Origin of the sequence: Pseudarthrobacter sp. Y6, assembly GCF_050156205.1 — a bacterium.
Taxonomy (GTDB): Bacteria; Actinomycetota; Actinomycetes; order Actinomycetales; family Micrococcaceae; genus Arthrobacter.
This window is the reverse complement of record NZ_CP189574.1, coordinates 1,215,083-1,239,570: the sequence shown is the minus strand read 5'-3', so window position 1 is coordinate 1,239,570 and position 24,488 is coordinate 1,215,083. Positions and strand designations below refer to the sequence as shown.

Below are 24,488 nucleotides of genomic sequence, written 5' to 3'. Positions count from 1 at the left end.
ACGCCTACCTAATGCCGCCTCTAGCGCTCCCCTAGTTAGCACCGCCGTATGTTGCTATGCGCCGCACAGACGTACGATGTTGCCATGGGAGGTGATGTTTCAAAGGCCTCCGTGTCGCCTGCCTCTGACGGCATGCACATCGCCCCGAGCTGGGAATCGGCGGATTCATGTTTGCAGCATTTGCAGTGAAAGAAAAGAATCCCAATATCAGCAAGAAAAATTAGCCGGACACGGCTCTAATCTGTTGAGTGGCGAGGACAGCACAGGCAATGGCGCTGCTGGTCGCTCGCCCTATTTGAAAGGCGCATCAATCTGGGTGCTGCGGCCGGGTGGCTTTCGGGAGGCTTGAGAGGGCTTCCGAAGCACACACGGACCGGCGAAATCCGGATCCGCAAATTCCTGTTATTACTGCCTTCGGTATTGGGGCCCAGGGCATCTGCAGAAAGTCTGAAAATGAAGCTATCACTCCGCCGCGTCCTGACTCTGTTCGCGGCAATACTGTTCGCCCTCGCAACGGGCATGACTGCGGCACAGGCGGTCACAAACTTCGACAACGCTCCACAGGGAGCCCACTACGCCAAGGGCGCTGCCGAGCCCGTCTGTACCCTCAGCGGCCTCACCGTAACGTGTACTGGCACCGCGATCGAAGGCGTCGGAAACACGAACGCGACAGTGACGTTGGCGGTCACCAGCACGTTCACCGGTGTCTGCCACAACCCGGGCACGAACAGCAAGGTCGTCGAGCCGTTCACGAAATCCGAGACCACGACCACATCTAGCGTGATCAGGTCGAGCAGGAACGGCCGGCTCATCGTGCCTGCGCAGAGCGCGACGGGAACGAGCTCCGCGGAGTTCCTCGCCGACTTCACCTGCCCCAACCCCAACTGGACGGCGGAGATCACGGGCACCAGCATCAGCTTCGTGTACACGCTGACCTTCGCGGGGTTCACCGAGCCGGCCATCCTGATCACGGGTTAGTCGACACTCTGTTGAGGTAGGGCAGGACCCCTGCTCAGCCGCCACAAAAGAATCCGCAGCATCTCCCCAGACCTGCGGACTGCACGGCCCCGGAGAACCCATTCTATGGGCTCCGGGGCCCACCCATGCTCGACAACAGCAGGCAAAAAACCGAGTTTGCCTTGCCGGCGTGGTGGGGTGGAAGGCCGAGGTAATCCTGAGCGGGGGGCGTAACCCAGGCCGCATCCTCAGTGATTGCCCCATCGGACCGGGCTGGAACGCATGTCCCCCCGTGGCGCCCCCGAGTCCAGCCCACTCAACGGGGGGACAGCAAGCATGCGGCTTCAACATCTCCAAGCTTTCTTGGCCTTGGCCGAGGAGCTCAATTTCCGCCTCGCCGCCGCACGGCTATGTCTGAGCCACCGGGCTCTCGGAGCAGATGACCACCACCCCCTACGCCTGAGCCTGATCAGTCAAGGCCGGCTATCAGGCCTCGTTGGGCGCTCTTTGGCGTCGGCGCTGTTTCTTCGCTTGGTTCTCAGTGCTTGGAACTAGCCGGTTGGGATGAATCCTTCTACACCCCCTGGGCCAAGCGGCGAGAGGTGCTTAGCCGCGGTCAAGGCGGCCCCTCCCATCGGCCCCATGGAACCGCATTAGTCAGTTTGACGCCTATAGGAGCATCGTCGTATCTGGACAAAAACTCGAGGGGTGGGGCGGGGTTAGGCGACCGAACCCGCGGAGGCGAGTGCCGCCGTCGTACTTTTAGAGAACGACAGCAGCGTCTCCACCAGGTGCGGCGCGAAGTCGCCCTCCACTTCCAGCACCACCCGGCAGCGCGCGCCCGGCTGTGCCGGGTAGCCCGCGTAGGCGCCGCGCATGTCGCAGACGGTCTGCCCGCGGCCCGGCCCGGAAGAGGTGTCGACGGCGGCACGCACCACCGGCGCCAAGGAAGCCTTAATGCCGCCCACCGCGAGCGCGGCCGCCAGCGGATCGTGCATGGCGGAGCAGGGCCGGCCGAAGATGTCCTCGTAGAACCGGAAGTAGTAGCCCAGCATCTCCCCCAGCGCCCGCGGCACAGGACCGGGAGAGGCAAGCAGCTCCTGCCGGTGGTGCTCCTCCAACACAGACTCCATGGTCACGTCTAGCGGCACCAGGGTCACGTCCCAGTCGGCGGCCAGCACAAGAGCGGCGGCTTCGGGGTCGTTGTGGATGTTGGCCTCGGCCACAGGCGTGATGTTCCCTGGGGCCAGCGCAGCCCCGCCCATCACAGTGATCGACTCAACCAGTGTGGGCAGTGCGGGTTCCAGCCGGAGGGCTTCGGCGATGTTGGTCAGCGGGCCGATGGCGAGCACCCGCAGCGTGCCGGGGTGTTCGTGGGCGAGCCGCACCAGCATCTGCGCCGCGGTTTCAGGCACCAGCCCCACAGGAGAAGGAGGAAGCGAGACCCCGCCGATGCCGTTGTCCCCGTGGACCCACGGCGCCCCTCCCCCGAACGAGCCGGCCTGGGGGTGGTGGGCCCCGAGTGCCACGGGGATGTGTGCGTGGCCGGCGAGCTGGAGCAGGTCCAGGGTGTTGCGGGCGCCGACGGCGGCACTGACGTTGCCGCTGACCGTCCCGATCCCCACCACGCGGGCAGTGGGGGCGGCGAGCAGGTAGGCCAGGGCGAGGGCGTCGTCGATCCCGGTGTCGCAGTCGAGGTAGAACGGGTGGGGGGTGGGCGTGGTCATGGTTCTCTTTTCGTTGGTGCGGGGCGTGGGGATCAGAGGGTCTCGCCCTTGGGGGCGGCGACGAAGAGGCTGACGATGAACGCGGCGGCCGTGATGGCCACCGAGATCCAGAGGGCGGTGGCGTAGCCGGCGGCCGTGGCCTGCGCGGCGAAGGGCGCCACGAGGACGACGCCGAGGCTCGCCCCGATGCCGAAGGAGGCACCGTTGATGCCGGGCAGGGCAGCCGGGGCCTCCTTGGGTGAGAGGAGCACCGAGAGCCCGTTGATGGCGGTGAGGAAGAACCCGTTGTAGAAGATGCCCAGGGCCGCGATGGCGATCAGGACGGCCACATGGTTGTCCGAGAACGTCGCCGCAACGATGGCGCAGGCCAGGCTCAGGCCGGTGCCGGCCCGGAGGGTCTTGATCCAGCCGCGGCGGTCGGCCAGCCAGCCGGCGAGCGGGGCCGCAAAGACGCCGATAAGCGCCGCAGGCGTGAGGAACAGCAGGGCAGACACGGACGCGGTCAGCCCGAAGCCGGCGGCGGTGTCCTGGCTGAGCAGCACCACGGTGAAGTTGATGATGGCGAAGATGCCGGCGAGGGTGAGGACGGTGGTGGCGATGACCGGCCAGACCTGGCGGGAGCGCAGGTGGTGAACGGCAATCAGCGGGTGGCTGCGCCGTTTCTCGATCATCCAGAAGGCGGCGAAGGAGGCAACCGTGCCGGCGAGCAGTGCGAGGGTGCTCGGCGCTGTCCAGCCCGCGGCCGATCCACCGGAGACGAAGTAGGTGATGAACACCAGGAACACGGACAGGGAGCCGGCGCCCCACCAGTCCATGGCGCCGCGCACTCCGGCGGGGCGTCCGGCGGGGACGGTTTTGATGATGCAGGCGGCAGCGATAGCCGTGAGGACCAGTACGACGACGAAGATGGACCGGAAGCCGAGGGTTTCAGCCATCAGGCCGCCCACGTAGCCGTCCACACCGCCCACTCCCCCGTTGATGGCGGCGATGATGCCCACGGAGGTGCCGAAGACCTTGGCCTGCAGGTTCTCGCTGAGCACGATGTAGGCGAGTGCAAAGACGGCGCTGGAGACGCCCTGCAGGAACCGGCCCGCGATGAGCAGGGGCAGGGTCGGGGCGGCGATGCAGAGAAGGGTTCCGGCGCCCATAATGCCGAGCACCAGCAGCAGTGCGGCGCGGCGGCCGATGAAGTCGCTCCACCTGCCGATGACGGGACCGGCGATGGCGCCGGCGAGGAAGAACATGGACTGGACCGGCGCGGCGCTGTCAGCGCTCAGGCCGAAGTGCGCTGCGATCTGGGGCAGCGCCGGGGTGACCATGCTGGCGTTCAGCTGGAAGGACAGCACTCCGAGCATCAGCGTGGAGATCAGCAGGGCGGCGCGGCGGCCGGAGAACTTCGCTTGGTCCCGAGTTTCCGGGGGCGGCACGGTGGTGACAGGTGTTGGGGTGTTCACATCAAACTCCTTTGTTCGAGCAAGGCATCGCCCGGGGTTGGCGATATAAGTTGTTATACAACCATGTATGACGCACAAGTACAACCATGCCGTACACTATTTCCTAATCCGGCCGCTTCCGGCTTCACCCCGTTAGGACTTCCCATGAGCAATCGACTTCCTGCCGTCACCGTCGTCGGCAGCATCAACCTGGACCTGATCGCCACCGCCGAAAGGCTGCCAACGGCCGGCGAAACCATCGGCGGCGCCGTGCTCTCCGAACAGCCGGGCGGCAAGGGCGCTAACCAGGCCGCGGCAGCGGCACGTCTCGGCGGCAGTGCCCGCATGGTAGGCGCCGTGGGCAACGACGCGCAGGGGCAGCGGATGCTGGACGCACTGAAGAGTGCCGGCGTCGACACCGCGGACGTCGCCGCCCTTCCCGAGGCGACCGGAACGGCGCTGATCGTGGTGGACCGCGATGGCGAGAACCAGATTGTGGTGTGCCCGGGCGCCAACTCCAGCCTCTCCCTGGACGGGGTGGAGTTCGGCCCGGACGAGACCGTGCTGTGCCAGCTGGAGGTGGGCCTGCCGGTGGTGCTCGAAGCAGCCAAAAAGTCCACCGGCTACTTCGTGCTGAACGCTGCGCCGGCCATGGACCTGCCGGCGGAACTGCTGGAGCGCTGCGACCTGGTGATCGTCAACGAGAGCGAGTACGCCCTGATCCCTGCCCTCGCCGACGCGAAGCTGGTGGCGGTGACGTACGGCAAGGACGGCTCGGCCATCCTCGAGCACGGCAAGAAGGTGGCCGAGGCCCCCGCGTCGGCCGTGAGCGTTGCGAACACCGTCGGCGCCGGCGACGCGTTCTGCGCCGCCCTGGTCCTGGCGCTTCGGGACGGGCTGGACCACACCCGGGCCCTGGCCATGGCCAACGCGGTGGGTGCGGACGCCGTGGGCGATCCTTCCTCCCAGCCGGAGTTGGCACAGCTGAGCCATTACGTCGAGCGGACCGCGGCCGCCGGGGACGGCGCACGGTGAGCGTCGCGTTCAGGCGGGCGACGCCGTCGGACTTTCCGGACGTCCGGCGGATCACGCGCGACGCGTACCTCCGCGCCGGCCATTTCACGGCGGACCACCCGTACATGAGCGTCCTGGAGGACGTGGACCACCGGGCGGAGCATGCCGAGGTGTGGGTGGCGGAGGCCTCCGGGAAGGTGGTGGCGGCGGTGACGCTGACCTTTGCCGGCCAGCCGTACAGCGAAATCGCCACCGACGCGGAACTGGAATTCCGGATGCTCGCCGTGGACCCGACGTGCCAGGGCGGCGGCGTGGGGCGCGCGGTGGTCCGCAAGGTGGTGGACCACGCCCGGTCGCTGCCCGGCATCCAGGCCATCAGCATCACCAGCGCTACGTTCATGGAACGCGCCCACGGCCTCTACGAGTCGCTGGGCTTCCGGCGCGCACCCGAGCGGGACTGGTACGTGCCGGGCGAGGACGTGCTGCTGTGGGTCTTCCGGCTGGGGCTGTAAGGCACGACGGCGGCACGCGCCATCAGGGCGGCGCTCACCTTATGAATTCCAAAAGACTTTTCCCAATAAACCCATCCGACATGCGATACCGCCCGAATAGCTGGCATAACCCTTTGGGTTAGCAGGTAAAGAGAAACCCGCTCATCCATAAACACATATCGCATTCAGGAGATCACCATGACTACACACATGAGTAACCGCACGGCAGCCCGCACCATCGTCCAGAAGGCATCGATGGTTGTCGGCGCCGTGTTCCTGCTGGTCGGCATCCTGGGCTTCGTTCCGGGCATCACGGGCAACTTCGACCAGCTGCACTTCGCCGGCCACGAATCCGAGGCCGTCCTGCTGGGCCTCTTCCAGGTGTCGGTCCTGCACAACATTGTCCACCTGCTCTTCGGCGCAGCAGGAATTGCCCTGGCCAGGACCGCCGCCGGCGCCCGTTCCTTCCTCCTCTACGGCGGCATCATCTACCTGGTCCTGTTCGTCTACGGCCTGGTCATCCCCCAGGATTCGGTTGGCAACTTCGTGCCGCTGAACGGCTTCGACAACGTCCTGCACCTGCTGCTCGGCGTCGGCATGGTGGCCCTGGCCCTGATCCTGACCAAGGGCCACAAGGCACGCGCCTAAGGCATTTCCCCGGCGGTAACCCGCTCACCAAGCATGACAAATGGCCCCGGCCGCAGCTTCTGCTGCTGCCGGGGCCATTGCTGTTCCCGATTGCGCCGCCCCGGCGTAACATCCAGCCATGGAACCAATTCGGGTCATCCTTCTTCCCGGGAGCGTGCTCCCCGCCCAGCCCGCCTACGGTGCTCTGATTGAGGCGTTGGGACCGGACGTCCACGCCGTCGCCAAGGACCTGGAACTCTACGCGGGCGACGATCCCCCGCCGGGCTGGAGCCTGGACACCGAGATCGACGGCGTCCTCCGCGAAGCCCGCGAACGCGGCTGGGAGACGTTCCACCTGGTGGGCTACTCGGGCGGCGGCGCCGCGGCGCTGGCCTTCGCCGCCAAACACCCCGGGCGCCTACTCAGCCTGACCCTGCTGGAAGCTGTGTGGGCCGGGAACTGGGACTGGAGCCCCGCCCACGGAGAACTCTGGAAGCAGTACGAACAGCTGGAAGCACTGCCGCCCGAGCAGTTCATGGCCGTCTTCATGAGGCTGGGAGTGAAGCCCGACGTCGTCCTCCCGCCACCGCCGCCCGGTCCCCCGCCGCCGTGGATGGCCAAGCGACCGCCCGGCATTAAGGCGTTTCTGGAGACGTTCAAGAGTTACGACCTTAGCCGGGCACGGCTCGCCGCCTTCGAGAAGCCGGTGCTCTTCGTCCTCGGCGGCCTGAGCAACCCGGACGACTACGGCGAGGTGGCAGACCGCCTGGCCACGGTCTTCCTGGACTTCCGCCTTGAGGTGTTCCCGGACCGCCACCACTTCGATCCCCCGCACCGGATCGAGCCAGAACGGCTGGCTGGGTTGCTGCGCGGGCACTGGGAGCGGGCGGTTCAGATGTGAGCTGAACGACACCACCGAGCGGTTCCGGCAGCGCCGGGCCGCCGCGTTCCAGGCGTACTACGAGAACATGCCGCTGCGGGCCTCGTCCGTGCCGGCCGGGTTCGACATGAAGATCTACCGCACCATCCGGTGGGGCCAGCTGGCCAACTTCCACATGATGGACACCCGGCAGTACCGCGACGACCAGCTCGCCGGCGACGGCTGGAAGAAGAACGTCACCGAGCGACTGGCCGAGGACCGCACCATCACCGGCGCCGAGCAGGAGACGTGGCTGCTGGACGGGTTCAAGAACTCCACCCAGCGCCGGGACATCCTGGGCCAGCAGGTGTTCTTTGCCGAGCGGGACAGGGATAAGGCACCGGAGATCGACGACGTCTCCATGGACGGGTGGGACGGCTACGCCGCATCGCGCCGCCGCATCACCCAGGGCTGGGTGGACGCCAACGTCCGCAACGCCGTGGTCCTTACCGGCGACGTGCACCGCAACTGGGCCAACGACCTCAAGGTGAACTACAAGGACCCGGCCTCCCCGGTGGTGGGCTCGGAACTCGTGTGCACCTCCATCACGTCAACCGGCAACGGCACCGGCTCCACCACGGACCCGACCATGGCCTGGAACCCGCACCTGAAGTTCTACAACGACAACCGCGGCTACGTGAACACCAAGATCACCAAAGATGCGATGACCGCGGACTTACGGGTCCTGGACTACGTCACGACGCCGGGCTCCCCCGTCAGCACGAAGGCCTCCTTCGCCATCCAGGACGGGGTGCCGGGGCTTATCGGTGGTTGAGCCTGTCGAAACCGTCGAAACCCCGGGTGGTTAGGCCTGTCGAAACCCACCGGGGGTTCCATCTCCCGCGGCGAGCGAGGATTCGGTAACGCGCGTGCTGTGCCAGCCCTCCGGCCACTTTCCCGACGGGTTGTTGTGCCCATGGCCAGGCACGGCGCAGGTGTGACAGCATGAGTTCACTATCCATCCGCGCCGTGGAAAGGCAGCAATGGGCGGCAATTCCAAGAGCAGTACTGACTACGAATTCTTGACCGTCTGGCGCGTTGCGGGGACCCCTCGTGAAGTCATGGATGTTTTGGGCGATGCCGGGACGTTGGCCCGCTGGTGGCCCTCGGTGTATTTGACCGTCCTACAATTGGATCCGGGGTACGCGGACGGCACGGGAAAGGCATTTTCCCTACACACCAAGGGTTGGCTGCCGTACACCCTGCGCTGGAGGTTCACGGTCACCGAGCCCATTACGGAGCAAGGCTTCGCAATCTCAGCGCACGGTGACTTGAACGGTACGGGGCGCTGGACTTTCGAACAGGACGGGCCGGAAACCGTGATCACGTACGACTGGCGGGTCAGCCCGTCGAAGCCGCTGGTCCGGCGGCTGAGCTGGCTGCTCAAGCCCGCCTTTTCCGCGAACCACCGTTGGGCGATGGCCCGCGGTCAGGAAGCTCTCGCCCTTGAATTACGACGACGGCGCCCTGGTGCGGACCTCTCCAAGATCCCCCGGCCGGCGCCGCCCACGTTTGCAGGCCGCTACCGCTGGCCAAGGAGTACGACACATGCCTGACGAAAACAGGGGCGAGGTCCGCTGGTTGCCGCAGCCGGAGGAGCAAGATTATCCGGGCGCGGCGGACTATCTGTCTTTACTTGAATCCGACGACGTCGTTGCCACCGTTGTTGCGTCTCTCACGGTCGCCCCCATCCAACATCGCAAGGCAAAGGACATTCTGCGGGCCGCGGGGCTGGTGCTGCTACCTGAGGACAACGCCCACGTGGCATCGGACCTGAAGAAGATCAAGGAAGGCAAGAAGCTCTCGCCCATCCTGATGGTCAGGGGTGACTTGGCCAGGGGGATTCCCGCGCAGGTGGCCGATGGCTACCACCGGGTGTGCGCAAGCTACTACACGGACGAAAACACCGACATTCCACTCAAACTGGCTGACGCGCCCCGCTAACCACCGCAAACGAACCGCAACGCCGGTAGAAGGAGGGGCGTGTCGTTCTTTCAGCTTTCGATGATCGCCGCGGTCGCGCTCCTCGGTCCGCTGCTGGCGCTACCCCAGAAATGGCACCTTCCCGTGGTGCTGGGGCAGTTGCTGGCTGGTATCGCCATCGGCCGCACGGGTCTGGGACTGGTGGACTCCTCGGATCCCACGTTCACCTTTGTGGCCGACGTCGGGTTCGCCCTCGTCATGTTCGTGGCCGGGACTCATGTCCCCATGCGGGACGAAGCCATCCGACCGGCACTGGGCGCGGGCGCGCTTCGTGCCGGCATCGCCGCAGTGTTGGCTGCCGCCGTCGGAATCGTCATTGCCTTTGCCTTTGCCACCGGACATGCTCCCCTCTACATCGTTCTGCTCGCTTCCTCTTCGGCAGCCTTGGTCCTGCCGATCGTCGATTCGCTGCGGCTGACGGGACCAAAGGTCCTGACGACGACGGCGCAAGTGGCGGTAGCGGACATCGCCTGCATTGTGGCGCTTCCGCTTGCTGTCGACCCACCCAATGCGCCGAGGGCAGCCGTCGGGGCAGCCGTCGTCGCGGCATGCGCTGCGGTCCTGTTCTTTGTCCTTCGCTGGCTGGAGCACAGCGGCACGCGCAGACGGATGCATGACGTGTCCGAGGACCGGAAGTTCGCCCTGGAGCTCAGGATCCAGCTTGCCTTGCTCTTCGCGCTCTCCGGGCTTGCCGTCGCGGGCCACGTGTCCATCATGCTGGCCGGGTTCTCCTTCGGCCTGGTGGTCGCAGCGGTGGGCGAACCCCGGCGACTGGCTCATCAACTCTTCGCCGTCAGCGATGGCTTTCTAGGGCCGGTGTTCTTCGTATGGCTGGGCGCATCGCTTGACCTGCGCACCCTTGCGGGAAGCCCCAGCATGATTCTCCTCGGGATTTGCCTTGGCCTGGGAACCTTGCTGGTGCATGGAAGCCTGCGGCTACTCGGCCAGCCCCTGCCGCTCGCGGTGCTGGCGGCCTCCCAGCTGGGAGTGCCGGTTGCCGCCGCCACTATCGGCTCCCAATTGCATTTGCTGGAACCGGGAGAAGCCGCGGCCATTATCCTCGGGGCCCTCATCAGCATCGGGGCGAGCACCATCGCGGGCTCACGGGCCGCCCGCACGTTTACCCAGCCCGCCCCGGCGCCGGCAGACAAGCCATCCGAGGGCGGACCGGCCGTGGCTGCGTAGCTCACCCAAGGCCCAGGGTTGAGTCTACCCACGGAGGAACCGCAGCAACCTCAGTGGAAGGGATGAGAAAGGGGCCAATGCCGGTGCGCCCGGACCCTAGGGAACCGGTCGGCGAGGGCTTTGGAGCGAACGGTGGGCAAAGAAGACAATGGCAGCGTAGCCGGTAGCAAGGACAACCAAGCTGCCCAGCCAACCGGCTGACAGGAACAGCAGGACCATCCGGTCCCGGTCCTCAAAGGGCGTCAATGATTGTCCGGCGACGACGACTTTGCCCGCCGCCGGGCGTGCGACGACCGCCATCCGCAGGCCCGGCTCCGGCTGCCATGTCACAGCGTCGGATCCGGAAGTTCTTGCCGCCCGAAGCACGCCGGCGGGAAGAACTGGAAGTGACCCGTGGAGGGCAACCGTCCCGGATGTCGGCTTGTCGTCCTCCCCATAGACGATAATGAAGACTCCGCTGTCGGGGCCTAGTTCCAGCCGCGGCGCCCCCGGCGGCTCCGAACCAATCAGCTGGACCTGTGCCGCAGCGGCAGCCGCCGGTGCAGCATCCGCTGAGCGGCGGCCGAGCTGCTGGAGGGAGACATAGACACTGCCGAAGATGAGCGTGGTGATAACCGCTGCCGTCAGCCAACCGATGACCCTTTGCATGCCTCCATCATCCGCCGCCGCGCCCATTTGAAGTATGACAGGCCTGAAATCAAGGTGGACTACAAAAACCCGGCCTCCCCCGTGGTCGGCTCCGAACTCGTCTGCACCTCCATCACATCCACCGGCAACGGCCTTCAGAGACAAATACGGGAAGATTCCCTTCGTCAACTGCACACCATAAGCAAGGCACCCTGCCTCTCGTAGTGGTGAATCAGGCAAGTGCGAGCAGTTGGCTAGGTCATCGACGCTGCAGGATTCCACACGCAGTCCTGCACAGTTCGCTACCGTCCGTCGGCGATACTGGATTCATGGTCATCAACATCAGGCTCATCGACCGACAAAATGCAGAGAGCGATGATCCTCTTGGACGCGATTGGTACGGTTATGACCCCGACGCAACACCGGAGCAACTCTGGGCGCACAATCGCGGAGACTGGTACCTGGACGCGGGCCGCATCGCCGGCGAGCGCTGGGCAGCGCTCAACTACCAAGGCCGGGTAGTGCTGATCGCGGAGCTCGACGACCCGGGTCACGAGCTCCTGGCAGGCAACACAGGGAGACCAAAGAAAGCTCTCATCGGCCGCGTCCTGGCGGCCGGACATTCCATTCACGAGGCCCTGATCGAAACGCGGGTCGAATACACACCCCGCAGCAGGACCGCAATTTTGTATGGCCCGGACCCTGAGGCTGATCCCACGCCTCAAGCAGACCCGGACCTGCCTGAGGCGTGGGATCGGCCCGGTGAACGGGGCCAAGGACTGCAAATGGACGCCGAGGTCCGCAAAGCCATTGAGGACGCTGCCCAGGAACGTTTGATGCGCTACTACCGGGACGGTGGCTGGACCGTCACAGACACCCGGCAGAATCGTCCCTACGACGCCGAAGCGGATAGGGGTGGCGAGCGGATCTATCTTGAAGCGAAAGGTACCCAGAGCAGAGGTGACTCGGTCATCGTGACGCGCAATGAAGTCGATCACGCCCGCCACCATCCGGGACGATGCTGGCTGGGAGTTTGGTCCGGAATGAGATTCCTGCCGGACGGGATAGTGGATCCTGAGGCGGGGACCTTCAGGATTCTTGCCTTCGATCCCGACGACAAGGACCTTCGTCCGCGTGACTTCGATTGGACGCTTCCCGGCGACGCCACATAACGACGGGGCGCGCCGCCCCCGCCGTCGGCTGCCGGTGCCAGCCCGGACAGCAAAGTCCTCGACGAGGGCGGTATGGCGTCGAGCTCAGGCCTGTGTGCAAGCAATCAACTGGTCTGTTGGTAACGGCGTGGCCGCAAGTGATCAGCATGAGCACTCTCCGAAACTGCCTTCAATAACGCACCACCGAGCACCCTTAAGGGTGCACCAGCACCTTCACCGCCGTCTCCTTGTGGTTGATCAGGGTGTCGAATCCTTGCTCCACCAGATCCTCCAGCGCGATCCTTCCGGTGATGAACGGCTTCAAATCCACCTTGCCTTCCTGCACCAGTTTGATGGCCGCGGCATGGTCCCGGACGTACCCAATGGTCCCGCGCAGGTCGATTTCCTTCAGCACCAGCTTCTGCATGTCCACCGTGGCCGGCGCTCCCCAGATGGACACGTTGACCACCACGCCCGCCGGCCGGACGGCGTCGAGCATGGTGTCCAGCACCGCGTTCACGCCCGCGCATTCGAAGGCGACGGCCGCCCCGGTACCGCCGGTGAGTTCCAGCACGCGCGCCGGGACGTCCTCCTTGCTGGGGTCCAGCACATGGTCCGCCACGCCGCTGGAAACCGCCTTCTCCTTGCGGGCCAGCGTCAGCTCACTGACGATCGTGGTCACGCCCATGCCCTTGAGGACGGCCGCGGTGAGCAGCCCGATCGGACCCGAACCGCCCACCAGTGCCACGTCGCCCGCCTTCACGCCGCTGCGCGCCACCGCATGGTGCGCCACGGACAGCGGCTCGATCAGGGCCGCCTCATCCAGCGGGATGTCCCCGATGGGATGCACCCACCGGGCGTCCACCACGATTTTCTCGCTTAGACCTCCCCCGCCGCCGGAGAGCCCGATGAACCCCATCTTGCGGCACAGGTGGTAATTGCCCGCCTGACAGGAATCGCATTCGTCGCAGACAAAATAGGGTTCGACGACGACGTTGTCCCCCTTCGCTAAGCCCGTCACCCCATCGCCGACTTCAGAGACAGTCCCGGAGAACTCGTGGCCCAAAGTCACCGGAGCCTCCTCCCCCGAGAGCGGGTGGGCATGACCCGGGGCGGGGACGAAGATGGGGCCTTCGAGGTACTCGTGCAGGTCGGTTCCGCAGATGCCGCACCAGGCGACGTCGATCTTGACGGTCCCGGCGCGGAGCTCCGGCTCCGGCACATCCTCGATCCGGATGTCTTTCCTGCCATGGAAACGTGCTGCTTTCATGATGGTCCTCCTCATTGAACGGTTTCGACAAGCTCAACCACCGGTGTCAGCGCGCGTGGTGCGTCGGCTGCAGTTCGTACACCGGCGTTTCCAGCCCTTCCATCCGGGCTTTGAGCTGCAGGGCCAGGTACGAGGAGTAGTGGCGGCTCTGGTGCAGGTTGCCGCCGTGGATCCAGAGGTTGGGCACGTTGGTGGGCTTCCACATGTTGCGCAGCTCCCCTTCCCAGGGGCCCGGGTCCTTCGGCGTGTCCGAGCCATACCCCCAACATTTTCCTACTTTGTCCGCGATTTCGGGAGAGACCAGGTCCGCCAGCCAGCCGTTCATGGAGCCGTAGCCGGTGGCGTACACAATCAGGTCCGCTTCCAGCTCGGTGCCGTCGTTCAGGACCACGGCGTTGCCGGTGATCTTGGAGACCTCCCCGGACTTCAGCTGCACCCGGCCATCGATGATCAGCTGGGAGGCGCCGACGTCGATGTAGTAGCCGGAGCCGCGCCGCAGGTACTTCACAAACAGCCCGGACCCGTCCACGCCGAAGTCCAGATCGAACCCGGCGGCCTCCAGCTGGGAGTAGAAGTCAGCATCCCGGGCAGCCATCTCCTGATACACGGGCACCTGCGCCTCGGGCAGGATCCGTAGCGGCAGCGACGCGAACAGCAGGTCGGCCTTCTCCGTGGTGACGCCGTTGGCGAGCGCCTTCTCGGAGTACAGGTCGCCCAGCGCGAGGTCCATCAGCGACTCGCTGCGGGCGATGTGGGTGGAGGACCGCTGCACCATGGTGACGTCGGCGCCGTGCTCCCACAGGTCCGCGCAGATATCGTGCGCGGAGTTGTTGGAGCCGATGACCACGGCCTTCTTCCCGGTCCAGTCCCCGCCGCCCGGGTGCTGCGACGAATGGCGCTGCTCGCCCAGGAAGGAGCCCGCGCCGTCGAACACGGGGATGTTCGGGTAGCCCGAGACACCCAGAGCGAACACCAGCTGCTTGGGGCGCAGGGTCACAGGTTCGCCGTTGCGGCGGACGCTGACCACCCATTCCTGGGTGCCGTCGTCGAACTCGGCGCCCAGGCACTCCGTGCGGCCCCAGTAGTTCAGCTCCATGATCCGGGTGTAGTACTCCAGCCAGTCGCCGATCTTGTCCTTGGCGGCGAAGACGGGCCAGTCGTCGGGGAACTTCAGGTAGGGCAGGTGGTCGTACCAGACGGGGTCGTGCAGGTGCAGGGACTTGTAGCGGTTCCGCCAGGAATCGCCCGGCTTCTCGTTCTTCTCGATGACGAGGGTGGGGACGCCCAGGCGCCGCAGCCGCGCCGCGAGGCCGATGCCGCCCTGCCCGCCGCCGATGATGACCGTGTAGGGCTGCTCCTCGTACCCGAGCCGCGCCTCGCGCTCCTCCTTCTGTTCCAGCCAGGAGCGCCGGCCCTTGATGATCTCGTGCGCCACGCTCTTCTCGCGGCGGATCCCCTTCTTCTCCTCGAAGCCCTTCAGCTCCTGCATGGTGGTGAGCAGCGTCCAGCATTTGCCGTTCCGCAGCCGGAGGTGGCCGTAGCCGCGGGCGGCGGCGGTTTCGAACGTGATCCAGGCTTCCGTGGTGCCGGCGTCGCCCGTGGCGTCCTCGGCCAGAGTCCAGTTGGCAGGCTGCACGTGGTCCAGCGTGGCGTCCAGCATCTGCCGGATGTCCGCCTTGCCTTCCAGCGTTTTCAGGTTCCAGGTGAACGCCACGAAGTCGCGCCAGTAGCTTTCGTCCTCGAAAAGCTCCAGCGCGGCGTCCACGTCCCGCCGCTGCAGGGCGGCGTCCAGTTCCGTCAGCCAGGCCTGCGCGGCTGCGGTGGGTGTTTCGGTCATGTCCACTCCTTTGTGTCGTATGGTCCGTGTGTCTGTTGGTCCCGGCGGCCCCGTCCCGCCGGAATCCCCTGCGATATGCTGGGGCTGGCGTGAGCTGCATCACCATTGCAACGCAGTGGGGGTTTCAACCGCGTTACACAGGCACTGCCGGCAAGGACGCCGCCGGTGAGGAGGACACTGCTTTGGACTACGGCCTGAGGTTTTCGGACCCGGCGAAGTACTCGCGCGCCCTGCGCCGCGCCCACGAACTGGTCATCTCCGGCGTCCCGCGCCCGGAGATCCCCACCGACCTGGCGGATTCGTGGCGCCGCTCCATGGCCCTGGGCATCAGCCCGGACCAGCACAGCCCCCGGCACCTGCACGATGTTTCCGATGTCCTGGAGCTGCGGCGGGAGCACCGGCTGCAGCAGGTCATGCCGGCGCTTCACGACTTGCTGGCCGACGATTCAAGTTCCGGCCGGCACCTGCTGGTGCTCACCGACGCCCGGGGCGAGATCCTGTGGCGGGTGGGCAGCCCGGAGGTGCTGCGGCGGGCGGACCGGCTGGAGTTCTCCGAAGGGGCTGACTGGTCCGAGGCCGGGATCGGCACCAACGCCATCAGCGAGGCGCTGGTCACCGGCCGGCCGGTGCAGCTGTTTTCCGCCGAGCATCTGGTCCGCACCCACCATGAATGGGCGTGCACGGCGGCGCCCATCAGGGACCCGGCGACGGGCAGGCTGCTGGGTGTACTCGACGTATCGGGACCGCTGGACACCCTCAGTGCGGACACGCTGCGGATGGTGCGGTGCGCGGTCCGGGTGGCGGAGACGCTGTTGGGAACGTCCGACGGAGGGACGTCCGTGAGTGCCTCACCTGGCCGGGCTGCGTCCCGGCAGGCCGCCCGCCGGCCGGTTGCAGCCGTTGAGTCGCTGGAACTTCTCGGGGACAAGCCTGCCGCGGTGTTCCGGGACGGTAGCCGGGTGCCGCTGACGCTTCGCCGGGCGGAAATCCTGGCACTGCTGGATTCGCGTGCCCAGGGCTGGTCCGCCGAGGAACTGACTTATGAGCTGCATGGCGACGCTGGCACTCCACAGGCCATCCGCACTGAAATGTTCAGGGTCCGATCCATGCTGGGCGACGCCGTGGAGTCGAATCCGTACCGGTTTGTTTCGGGCCTGGCCGGCTGCTCGGATTCGGGGCGGGTACTGCGGTTCCTGCGCGACGGGCGGGTGGCCGAAGCGCTGGAGGCCTATACGGCTCCCCTGCTGAGCCGGTCGGGTGTCCTGTCGGTGCAGCTGCTGCGGGACCAACTGGACCTGGCCGTCGGATCGGCAGTGCGCTCCAGTGGCGACGCCGGGCTCCTCGGCCGCTGGCTGTCCACGGACATGGGCTCCGCGGATTCGGAGGCGGTGGAGGCCCTGGGAAGTCTGGTGGGTCGGGGGGATGCGCGGTACCTGTCGTTCTTGGCGTTGAGCCTGTCCTGAGCCCTGGGCGCTGCGCAGTGATCCTGAGCGGCGCTCCACGCCACATGTGTCGTGCCTACATGCCGTCCGTCCGTCGTCCCGGTTCCGGATTGTCGTCTGGGCGGGTGATGGCCTCGGCAGCGTTCATAAGTTCCGTCAAATCCTTGGCTTCCTCTTCGAGAGCCTGTCTGGCTTGAGTTGCTTTTCGATTGTTGTCGAAGTCGTCGTATCGGCGGCCGATCTCCGCCTTCATGGATTGGTGAGATACGGACCCGGCATTACCGAGCAGAGTCCTTTCGTTGAAGTCGAGGAAGCGGTCGGCCTGCGTGACCCAGTCGGCCATACGAATTTCCTGACGTCTTGCGGACCGGTCTTCAGCAAAGTCGAGGAACATCACGGTCAAACGGTCAAGCTCTCGTATCTCCTCATGCGTGAGGTAATTCTTGGCCGTCTCCGCATCCAGACGTTTGACTTCCTTGCCTGCCCAGGTCGTGAGCCCCAAGTTTGGAGCCGACGCATCCGAACGAGCCACCACCAGTTCAGCCGCCGTCTTGCCGGTAACGGCGAAGAGCAGCTTATTCTGAATGGTAGCGAAGAAGCTCCGAGCCAGTTCTGACTTGCTGTCGTAGTCACTGCTCGTTTCAGCGAAAATGTCACGAACCTTCTGATAGAAGCGCTTCTCCGACGCACGAATGCTGCGGATCCGCTCCAGAAGCTCGTCGAAGTAGTCCACGCCGGCGGGATCTTTGAGGTATGCATCATTCATTGCAAACCCCTTGATCAAGAATTCCTTTAGCACCGTCGTCGCCCACTGGCGGAACTGGACAGCCCTTGGTGTGGAGACGCGATAGCCTACGGCCAAGATCATGTCGAGGTTGTATACCTTGACCTCGCGGGTGACCTGTCGGGTCCCCTCAGTTCGAACCATTAACTCTGAGTTAATAGTTGCCTCGGTCACTTCCCCGTCCCCCAAAACCCTGGAGATGAGCTGGGCTACATTGGGTATTGAGGTCCCAAATAGCTCCGCAATTTGCATCTGCGTGAGCCACACTGTGCCACCAGATGCCCGCAGCTGCACCACCTGCCGACCGTCAGGGCTGGCATAGAGAATCAGCTCACCGTTCGGACTTGCTGCTCCAGTCAAGTTGCCCGCCTTCACTCATTTGTTGACACCCCATCTGTCTGTTCTGCGACGATGCTATTCGCTACCACCGACACGGTTAATTAGCCCGAAGCTGAACTGGTCAAATGGACCACGTCGCCGCGCAGTTCCAACTGATCCGATTCAAGGCCATGCTGCAGCCCCTCGTTTAGGCGGGCGATGATGCCGGCTGTTCGGCGCTTTCCTCCGAATGTTTGGATTGTCTCCCGCTGCAGCTCATCTACGGCTATGCCGCCGTTCACGCCCACAATGTCCACCATGGCGTTCTTCAGCTCGACAACACTGATGTGCTCTGGCTTGCGGACAATATCCGTGCCGTTCGGACGGAATACCCGCCAGGAGCCTCTGTCCATGGCGGCGTCCCACACGAAGCCATCATCATCGATGACGTGGGTCGATGGCTCCACCAACCGAAGCACAGAATGCGAACGCTGGCCATTGACCTTGTTCAGCCCGAAAGCCGCACACACCAGTTTCGCCAGACGGTCCTGATGGACAGGACCTTCAGCTGCCACTACCGCGGAAATGGCATCCCGGACGGCAGCGATTGAACGGCGCGAGTGGAGGTTGTCAAGGACGTCGGTGGTACCGAACGTCTGAACGGGCCACGGCTCGTACGTATCAACCTCAGAGACGACAGACGTGGACGACGGCGGGACAGCCGGTTTCCGAATCTCATCGAACAGCGGCAAGGTTCCAAGAATGTCCGTGACATCCTCAGCAGGCTCTGCGTAAAGCTCTTCGTCGGAGGCACGCGGAACGGCAACTTCCCGAGGAGCTGGCTCGGCGGCGGGCTCTTCTAAAACGTCCGGTGCTGCTTCCCGCAGGGACAGTTCAATCCGGTCAAGGACGGCCTCACTATCGGCGAGCCAAGCCGGCAACCATACCCGCTCCACCGACGGCCACCGCATCATCCGCGTCAGGACATCCCGCGGCAGTCCATCCCGATCCCCCGCCGTCCGGCGAGCAGCCCAGGCGGGACCGTCCAACAGGATGGCCATCAGCTGGCGGCTTGGGTTCTCCGCCAGCGCCACGCTCAAATCCACCTTGAAGTCGGACAACCCAACATCTGAAGAAACCACGAACCCACGGTCCCGCAGGGCGTCGGCAATCTCTTCCCGATGCAGGTCAATGCTGGCAGCACGTCGCCCGTCATAAGGCAGCGCAGCAGTTCCCTGCTCGGCCAGATCCAGGTAGGACCGGAGGTGCTTGATGCCCACCGAACTGGTCTCCTCAGAGCGCAGGTCCGCAGGACTGAAGCTGGAGAAAACGATCACCTGCCGGCGTGCACGGGTCACGGCCACATTGAGCCTCCGCTCACCACCCGACCGGTTCAGCGGCCCAAAGTTCAGCGGCAGGTACCCCTTGTCGTTCTTGCTGAACCCCGTGGAGAACAGGATGACGTCCCGCTCATCGCCTTGTACGTTCTCCAGGTTCTTGACAAACAGCCCTTCAGAATCCTCATCAAGAGCAGCCACAATCCGCGGATCCTCCGTATCCCGCAGCAGCCCCTCAACCAAGGCACGCTGCTGCAAGTTGAACGTCACCACACCAACTGAGGGCAAACCCGCAGGATCAGCATCAAACCGGCGCCGGATCTCGGCCACCACAGCAGCCGCCTCCACAGGGTTGGTCCGGAGCACCTTGGACGGCCCCGAACGATGGAACTGCCCATCCACCCGGACAAAGTTCACGCCGTGCCCGAGGACACCCGCATTCGCAGCACCATGCGATGGACCGGGGAAGGACGACAGCTTGCTGTCGTAATACTGCTGATTGCTGAAGGCGATCAGCGATTCGTCCTGGCTCCGGTAGTGCCAGGACAGCCACTGCCGCGGCACCCGCGCTTCCACGCATTCGGAAAGGATCGATTCCATATCCTCCACCACGGAAATCTCGGCGTCCCCGTCGCTGCCGCCGTCTGAGGAAATCTCCGCGAACGACGTCGGCGGCATCTGCTTGCTGTCACCCACCACCACTACTGACGCACCGCGGCCCATAGCACCCACCGCGTCGGCTACCCGGATCTGTGAGGCCTCATCGAAGACCACAATGTCGAATAGACCAGCCTTGGCAGGGAAGAACCGCGCCACCGAATCCGGGCTGACCAGCGTGCAGGGCATAATCCCCGTGATCAGGTCTGCGTAGCTTTCCATCAGTTTGCGGACGGACATGCCACCCCGCTGGCGGGTCAGTTGACGTTGCAGCTCCCCCATACGCCCTGAGGTCGACGACGACGAGACCGTCCGGGAGCGCAGTACCCCGGCAGCCAGGTTGGTTTTGAGCAGCTCACGAACCGTTTCGGCCCGGGTGGTGAACCTGTCGATCGTGCGCTCGTGCACCGCGGCGTCAAAGTCGCTTAACCCCGTAGCGATGCGGCGTTCGGTCAGCGATCCTTCGGCCAAGCCGCGTTCGAAGGCAGCTGCAGCGTCATCAGCTTCAAGCTCGCCGTCGAGCACGGCGGTACGGGCGTCGAGCAGCCCCGCAGCACGCAGCGGTTCGAGGTGGCGAACCAGATCAAGCCATCGCGTCAGGGGTACCGCCCCCGAGGCATCCAGCCGCCTGGCCACGGACGTTTCCCACCAGCACGCCAGGAAACCCCGCTCACCGGTCCAGGTACGCAGCTCAGCTGAGCCCACGCCCTGGACCTGCAGGAACTCTTCCCAAGCCTGGGAAAGCTCCTCCAGCCAGCCAACAACGTTCTGGTGGACGCCCGGGGCATCCTTCAGGAACGTCCGCAGCTCGCCCTGAAAGCTCACGACGGCGGTCTCCGGAGCAGGCTGCACAGCCTGCGCGGCCCAGCGCAGCCAGGATATCCGGTGTCGCAGGTCAGCCTGATCGTCCGGCGTCAGTGGGTTCCACTGCTGATCCGCGGGAAGACCAGGCAGTGAGCCCCGCGTTGCCCGCAGGCCCGAAACTTCCTGCTGCACAGCCACCAGTTTCTCCAGCAGCGGCACCAGTTCCTTGTGCCGGATCTCCGCTCCGGGAGCCAGTACGGGAGACAGCTCAGCAGCTACCGCGAGCAGCCGCTTCTTCCGGCCCCAGAATCCGGTGGCCGCAGCCTGCTGCGCACGTCCCAGGATCTCCGGCAGCGGCAGGTCCATGGCACCGGGCCCCACCTGCTCCAGTCCAGGATGCTGGACGGAGGCAAAAGCCGTCACCAGTTTTTCGAGCTGTTCAGCGTTGACGGACCAGCCGCCTGAGCGGACCACGTCCAGGGTGCCCAACGGTACGTTCCGGTCCTGCAGCAGCGCGGCGAGCGTTCCGACGTCGGCCGGCGTCTGGGCAGCATCCAGAACCGACGGCAGCCCAGGCGTTGGACGCAGGGCGTTCAGCGCATCGTTGATGCGACGTCCCAGAGCCAGCAGCTGTTGCTCCTGCTGCTCGCCGCCAGCCACAGAGACAAACCTCCAAGGGTGAGCTGGGCCAGGACGGACGGGGTCTGTGAGCTCCGGAAGTTCCCGGAACACCTGCCGGATCGAATCCAGCGTCGACCCGTTCAATGACGCTGTCAGTTCCGGGCTGAGCGGCACAATCGCGTGATCAGGTTCGTAAGTCAGGGCCTTGGTCCGCGCGCTGTACAGGGAGAGCTGCGCGCCATTCTCTTCATGGACGTTATTGGCATAGCGGACCAGTCCGCGCCGGGCTGAGGCCAAGTCGGTGGAGGCAGTTTCGAGCTGCTGCTTGTCCGCCGCTAACCGCAGTTCCAAGGCGTGCTTAATCTGCGCCCTGACCACCGCCGGTTTGCTGCCCTTGTCATGCAGATCCAGGGAGAACGGCCCCATGCCGACATCCTCAAGCCGCCGCTGGACAACATCGAGTGCTGCCCGTTTCTCCGCAACGAACAGGACCCGTTTGCCTTCAACAATGGCGCGGGTCAGCAGGTTCGTGATGGTCTGGGACTTGCCCGTGCCTGGTGGGCCTTCCAGAACGAATGTCTGGCCGGTCACTGCGGACGAAACTGCCTCCAACTGGGACGAGTCCGCTGGTATGGGACACTGCGCCGCAAGGGCATCCAGGTCGACGTCGGACGTCACCGGAACGCCGTCCGAGAACAGTTCCGTGGGGGTGCTGATGAGGTGGTTGACCAGGTTGTTGCTCGTGAATTCCTTCCAGTTCTCGTCGAGGTCCTTCCACAGGCGGAACTTGGCGAACTGCAGCATGGACAGGTCCACGGTGTTCTCCACCCGGAAGGCCAGGCCCTTGGCAGAAACAGCGGTACGCACGGCAGCGAACGCAGCGTCCAGGTCAATCCCGGAGCCATCTTCGTCCGGCTCGGCCAGGCCAGGGATGCGCAAGTCATGGGACTGCGCCAGCTTCTCCAGAAGGCAATAGTTCGGCGTGGACTGGCCCGTCTCATCTAGAGTCACCCGGTACAGGCCATTTTTGCCCGCGGAGGTCAGCTTGACCGGGACAAGAACCAGCGGGGACCTGAGCGCCCGGCCGTCCAGCTCCCACATCAGGCTGCCGATGGCCAGGTACAGGTTGTTGGCGCCGGTTTCCTCCAACTGGGTCTTTGCCTTGTAGGCGAGGCCCCGCATCTTGGCGTTGTAGCCGTCTTCGCTGACCTCAGCGAATACGGACTTCTTGGAGCTCAGCAGGTCCGCGAGTTCGTCCTGGGGGAGGTCTCGGCCGAAGCGCACGCCGCGCTCCTGGTGGATGGCGCTGATCTGGTTGGACGGCAGCAAACTGACGGACGTGCCCTTGCTGACGAGGTCCTCGAAGGCACCCATCCAAGCGGTGGGGACGGCCAGCGGGAACCGGGCCGTGTCCGTGAAGTTGATAAGCCTATTTCGCAGGCTGAGGTCCAGCAAGGCGTTTTTCCACTGGACTACCCGGGGTGGAACGTCGGAGGGGGTCCTAACCGCTCCCCCGCTGGAGGCTGCCTTCTCCGGCAGGGACGGCGCCGTCCTGGTCTCCGGGACGTAGTTGACCACCGTGTGGGTTCCGGCGTCGGACGTGGTGCGGGCGGGCAACGGGTAGATGCCGTCAAGGCGCGCGCGCCGGACGTCTGTGACGGCGTTGATCTCGTCATTGCCGCTCTCCACATAGCGGTTCAGCGGACTGCTGCGGAGTGCGGCGGCTGAGATGGGCTGACTGCCGGTGAGGAGTGTGGTCTCCACGAGCCCGATGAAACCGCGCTGGACCAGGCTGACCAGTTCGGGAACGTCGTCCGACGCCGCGGTGCTGAGGCTGCCTTCTTCGCGCCAGTAGCCGAGGAACGCGTGGCCGTCCACCAGCCAGAGCAGCGGCCGGATGCCGCAGGATTCGAGGGCTGCGGCAAGGACCAGCGTGGTGTCCAGGCAGGTGCCCAAGCGACCATCCAGTACCTGCGCCGGGGTGCGGACCTGCTGGCCCTCCAATCCCCAGCTGGCGGGCGGCATGCTGTAGCGGATGTCACGGGCACTCATGGCCTGGGCGATGGCGAAGACGATCTTGTCGACCCGGTCTCCGTCTTCCAGGTAGCCGTCGAAGCTGCCGCTGCCGGTGGTTTCCATGAGGACGTCGGCAGCCTCGGAGATGAGCTTGGCGATGCTGGGGTGGTGTGGTTGCACATACGCGGCCAGGAACTCGTAGGAGACCAGTCCCCGCCCGGCAATCCACAGCTGGGCGGGCAGGAGTATCAGGTCAGCCTCGGCGCGGCCGAGCTCCGTCACGGTTGAATCGGCGCCCACCGACTGGACGGTCACCAGCACCTTCCCCAGCTGCCGGTCCGCCAGCTCATAGATGGTGGCGGCCTGGACAGGGACGTTGAGATCATCCAGTGTGATGGTCTGGCCTGCTGCGAGATCCACATACTGCTGGAAGTCGCCCGAGATCCGGCCGGACTGCGCGGTGGCTTCGATGTGGACGACGGCACCGCGGATTTCCGCGCCGGCGTTGGTGACCTTGACCTGCCTCACAAAACGGAAGCCGTTGTGCGCCATCGCATAGCTGAGGGCATCTGCTGTGGTCACTTCCACCACCATGTGAGGAGACGCGGCGACCGGTTCCGGCGCCACCGAATCGTCCGCTGCGCTGTCTTCCTGGACGCCGGGTTCCACGACGGCGGCGGGCAGGGCTTGCTCGTTCTCTTCCGGTTGTTCCTGGTTCTGAGAAGTCCGCTTCTGGTACGCGTTCAGAAGTGCAGTCAGCTCGCTGGAGGTGTCGTTCAGGCCGATGACCTTGGCCAGCCGTCCTGTGGTGTCCAGGGTGCGGAACGTGTCGGCGTCATTGAAGGACTCATTGTGTGCCCACAGGTTACGTGCCTGCCGCAGCTCGGAGGTGTGGCTGCGGGCGTCGTGCGGGAGGTTGAAAGGGTATCCCAGTGAGCCCATGGGTTCGGTCATGATCCGCAGCTGCACGCTGAGGTCCGAGGCGGCGTAGTTCTGCGCAGCACGTCCGGCGTTCTCATCCTTGTGCTGGAGGATCTTTGTCCAGACCACGCCGGGGGCTACCTCGGCGAGCACTCCTGCGATGTAGGGCTCAAGGCCCACGGCCAAGGCGTCAAGAGCACGGCCCACGTACTCGCGGTTGGACAGACTCATCAGATTCCCCCATCTACGGCACCGGCGTCAGTGTCGTCATTCAATCAATCAGAACCCATCATGGCATCTGGCGCCGACAATCAGGCGCGCCGGGCGCCGCCACGCGCACCCGTCAGCACGAAAGCATCCTTCGATA

The 24,488-nt window shown here is 65.1% G+C and carries 17 protein-coding genes and 1 pseudogene; 11 read left to right on the top strand and 7 right to left on the bottom strand.

Translation table 11 applies throughout. The features are described 5' to 3' along the window. Positions 1 to 453 precede the first annotated feature (453 nt). Positions 454 to 978, top strand: a complete 525-nt coding sequence (locus ACQCSW_RS05960) for a hypothetical protein (protein WP_426989929.1) — start codon at positions 454 to 456, stop codon at positions 976 to 978. A gap of 698 nt (positions 979 to 1,676) precedes the next feature. Here ACQCSW_RS05960 and ACQCSW_RS05955 read toward each other — a convergent pair. Further along, positions 1,677 to 2,684, bottom strand: a complete 1,008-nt coding sequence (locus ACQCSW_RS05955) for a nucleoside hydrolase (RefSeq protein ID WP_426989927.1) — start codon at positions 2,682 to 2,684, stop codon at positions 1,677 to 1,679. A gap of 32 nt (positions 2,685 to 2,716) precedes the next feature. Continuing rightward, positions 2,717 to 4,138 (bottom strand): MFS transporter, encoded by a 1,422-nt coding sequence (locus tag ACQCSW_RS05950; protein ID WP_426989926.1) that lies wholly within the window; start codon positions 4,136 to 4,138, stop codon positions 2,717 to 2,719. Positions 4,139 to 4,282: 144 nt separating this feature from the next. Here ACQCSW_RS05950 and ACQCSW_RS05945 point away from each other — a divergent pair, with 144 nt between their 5' ends. The 8 genes and pseudogenes from ACQCSW_RS05945 to ACQCSW_RS05910 all read left to right on the top strand — a co-directional run bounded on the left by ACQCSW_RS05945 (position 4,283) and on the right by ACQCSW_RS05910 (position 10,336). Further along, positions 4,283 to 5,152, top strand: a complete 870-nt coding sequence (locus ACQCSW_RS05945) for a ribokinase (protein ID WP_426989925.1) — start codon at positions 4,283 to 4,285, stop codon at positions 5,150 to 5,152. Beyond that, positions 5,149 to 5,643 carry a GNAT family N-acetyltransferase gene (locus ACQCSW_RS05940; RefSeq protein WP_426989924.1) on the top strand — a complete coding sequence of 165 codons (495 nt, stop codon included), beginning with the start codon at positions 5,149 to 5,151 and terminating at the stop codon, positions 5,641 to 5,643. The genes ACQCSW_RS05945 and ACQCSW_RS05940 overlap by 4 nt, the downstream gene beginning before the upstream one ends. A 177-nt stretch (positions 5,644 to 5,820) precedes the next feature. Next, the gene (locus ACQCSW_RS05935; protein ID WP_426989923.1) at positions 5,821 to 6,270 is read left to right on the top strand and encodes a DUF4383 domain-containing protein; all 450 of its coding nucleotides are present in this window, start codon (positions 5,821 to 5,823) and stop codon (positions 6,268 to 6,270) included. 118 nt (positions 6,271 to 6,388) lie between these two features. Continuing rightward, positions 6,389 to 7,150: an alpha/beta fold hydrolase gene (locus ACQCSW_RS05930; RefSeq protein WP_426989922.1), complete on the top strand. Its 762-nt coding sequence runs from the start codon at positions 6,389 to 6,391 to the stop codon at positions 7,148 to 7,150. Then, positions 7,149 to 7,943 (top strand): annotated as a pseudogene (locus tag ACQCSW_RS05925) (alkaline phosphatase D family protein); the annotation flags it as partial. The gene ACQCSW_RS05930 and the pseudogene ACQCSW_RS05925, both read left to right, overlap by 2 nt. A gap of 208 nt (positions 7,944 to 8,151) precedes the next feature. Continuing rightward, entirely contained in the window at positions 8,152 to 8,724 is a 573-nt protein-coding gene (locus tag ACQCSW_RS05920; RefSeq protein ID WP_426989921.1) for an SRPBCC family protein, read from the top strand. Next, positions 8,717 to 9,112, top strand: a complete 396-nt coding sequence (locus tag ACQCSW_RS05915) for a hypothetical protein (protein WP_160678194.1) — start codon at positions 8,717 to 8,719, stop codon at positions 9,110 to 9,112. The genes ACQCSW_RS05920 and ACQCSW_RS05915 overlap by 8 nt, the downstream gene beginning before the upstream one ends. Before the next feature lie 39 nt (positions 9,113 to 9,151). After that, on the top strand, positions 9,152 to 10,336 hold the full coding sequence (locus ACQCSW_RS05910) for a cation:proton antiporter (RefSeq protein WP_426989920.1): 1,185 nt from the start codon (positions 9,152 to 9,154) through the stop codon (positions 10,334 to 10,336). Between the two features lie 96 nt (positions 10,337 to 10,432). Here ACQCSW_RS05910 and ACQCSW_RS05905 read toward each other — a convergent pair whose 3' ends face one another. Beyond that, a complete protein-coding gene (locus tag ACQCSW_RS05905; protein ID WP_426989919.1) occupies positions 10,433 to 10,984 on the bottom strand; it encodes a hypothetical protein in 552 nt (183 codons plus the stop codon). Between the two features lie 308 nt (positions 10,985 to 11,292). On the opposite strand from ACQCSW_RS05905, the gene ACQCSW_RS05900 reads away from it, so the two are divergent. Beyond that, positions 11,293 to 12,135 (top strand): DUF3883 domain-containing protein, encoded by an 843-nt coding sequence (locus tag ACQCSW_RS05900; protein ID WP_426989918.1) that lies wholly within the window; start codon positions 11,293 to 11,295, stop codon positions 12,133 to 12,135. A gap of 193 nt (positions 12,136 to 12,328) precedes the next feature. Here ACQCSW_RS05900 and ACQCSW_RS05895 read toward each other — a convergent pair whose 3' ends face one another. Both ACQCSW_RS05895 and ACQCSW_RS05890 read right to left on the bottom strand, forming a co-directional pair. Continuing rightward, entirely contained in the window at positions 12,329 to 13,384 is a 1,056-nt protein-coding gene (locus tag ACQCSW_RS05895) for a 2,3-butanediol dehydrogenase (protein ID WP_426989917.1), read from the bottom strand. Between the two features lie 46 nt (positions 13,385 to 13,430). Further along, positions 13,431 to 15,221, bottom strand: a complete 1,791-nt coding sequence (locus ACQCSW_RS05890; RefSeq protein ID WP_426989915.1) for an NAD(P)-binding domain-containing protein — start codon at positions 15,219 to 15,221, stop codon at positions 13,431 to 13,433. 89 nt (positions 15,222 to 15,310) lie between these two features. Between ACQCSW_RS05890 and ACQCSW_RS05885 the strand changes: the two genes are divergently transcribed. Next, on the top strand, positions 15,311 to 16,684 hold the full coding sequence (locus tag ACQCSW_RS05885) for a GAF domain-containing protein (protein ID WP_426989914.1): 1,374 nt from the start codon (positions 15,311 to 15,313) through the stop codon (positions 16,682 to 16,684). Positions 16,685 to 16,739: 55 nt separating this feature from the next. Here ACQCSW_RS05885 and ACQCSW_RS05880 read toward each other — a convergent pair whose 3' ends face one another. Both ACQCSW_RS05880 and ACQCSW_RS05875 read right to left on the bottom strand, forming a co-directional pair. Next, complete coding sequence (locus ACQCSW_RS05880) at positions 16,740 to 17,807, bottom strand: virulence RhuM family protein (protein ID WP_426989913.1); 1,068 nt, start codon at positions 17,805 to 17,807, stop codon at positions 16,740 to 16,742. 80 nt (positions 17,808 to 17,887) lie between these two features. Next, positions 17,888 to 24,352: a DUF3320 domain-containing protein gene (locus ACQCSW_RS05875; RefSeq protein WP_426989911.1), complete on the bottom strand. Its 6,465-nt coding sequence runs from the start codon at positions 24,350 to 24,352 to the stop codon at positions 17,888 to 17,890. Positions 24,353 to 24,488 lie beyond the last annotated feature (136 nt).

Coding starts and splice junctions, on each gene's coding strand:
- ACQCSW_RS05920 (WP_426989921.1), top strand. CDS start 8,152: ATGGGCGGCAATTCCAAGAGCAGTACTGACTACGAATTCTTGACCGTC.
- ACQCSW_RS05915 (WP_160678194.1), top strand. CDS start 8,717: ATGCCTGACGAAAACAGGGGCGAGGTCCGCTGGTTGCCGCAGCCGGAG.
- ACQCSW_RS05955 (WP_426989927.1), bottom strand. CDS start 2,684: ATGACCACGCCCACCCCCCACCCGTTCTACCTCGACTGCGACACCGGG.
- ACQCSW_RS05960 (WP_426989929.1), top strand. CDS start 454: ATGAAGCTATCACTCCGCCGCGTCCTGACTCTGTTCGCGGCAATACTG.
- ACQCSW_RS05945 (WP_426989925.1), top strand. CDS start 4,283: ATGAGCAATCGACTTCCTGCCGTCACCGTCGTCGGCAGCATCAACCTG.
- ACQCSW_RS05895 (WP_426989917.1), bottom strand. CDS start 13,384: ATGAAAGCAGCACGTTTCCATGGCAGGAAAGACATCCGGATCGAGGAT.
- ACQCSW_RS05905 (WP_426989919.1), bottom strand. CDS start 10,984: ATGCAAAGGGTCATCGGTTGGCTGACGGCAGCGGTTATCACCACGCTC.
- ACQCSW_RS05935 (WP_426989923.1), top strand. CDS start 5,821: ATGACTACACACATGAGTAACCGCACGGCAGCCCGCACCATCGTCCAG.
- ACQCSW_RS05890 (WP_426989915.1), bottom strand. CDS start 15,221: ATGACCGAAACACCCACCGCAGCCGCGCAGGCCTGGCTGACGGAACTG.
- ACQCSW_RS05900 (WP_426989918.1), top strand. CDS start 11,293: ATGGTCATCAACATCAGGCTCATCGACCGACAAAATGCAGAGAGCGAT.
- ACQCSW_RS05930 (WP_426989922.1), top strand. CDS start 6,389: ATGGAACCAATTCGGGTCATCCTTCTTCCCGGGAGCGTGCTCCCCGCC.
- ACQCSW_RS05875 (WP_426989911.1), bottom strand. CDS start 24,352: ATGAGTCTGTCCAACCGCGAGTACGTGGGCCGTGCTCTTGACGCCTTG.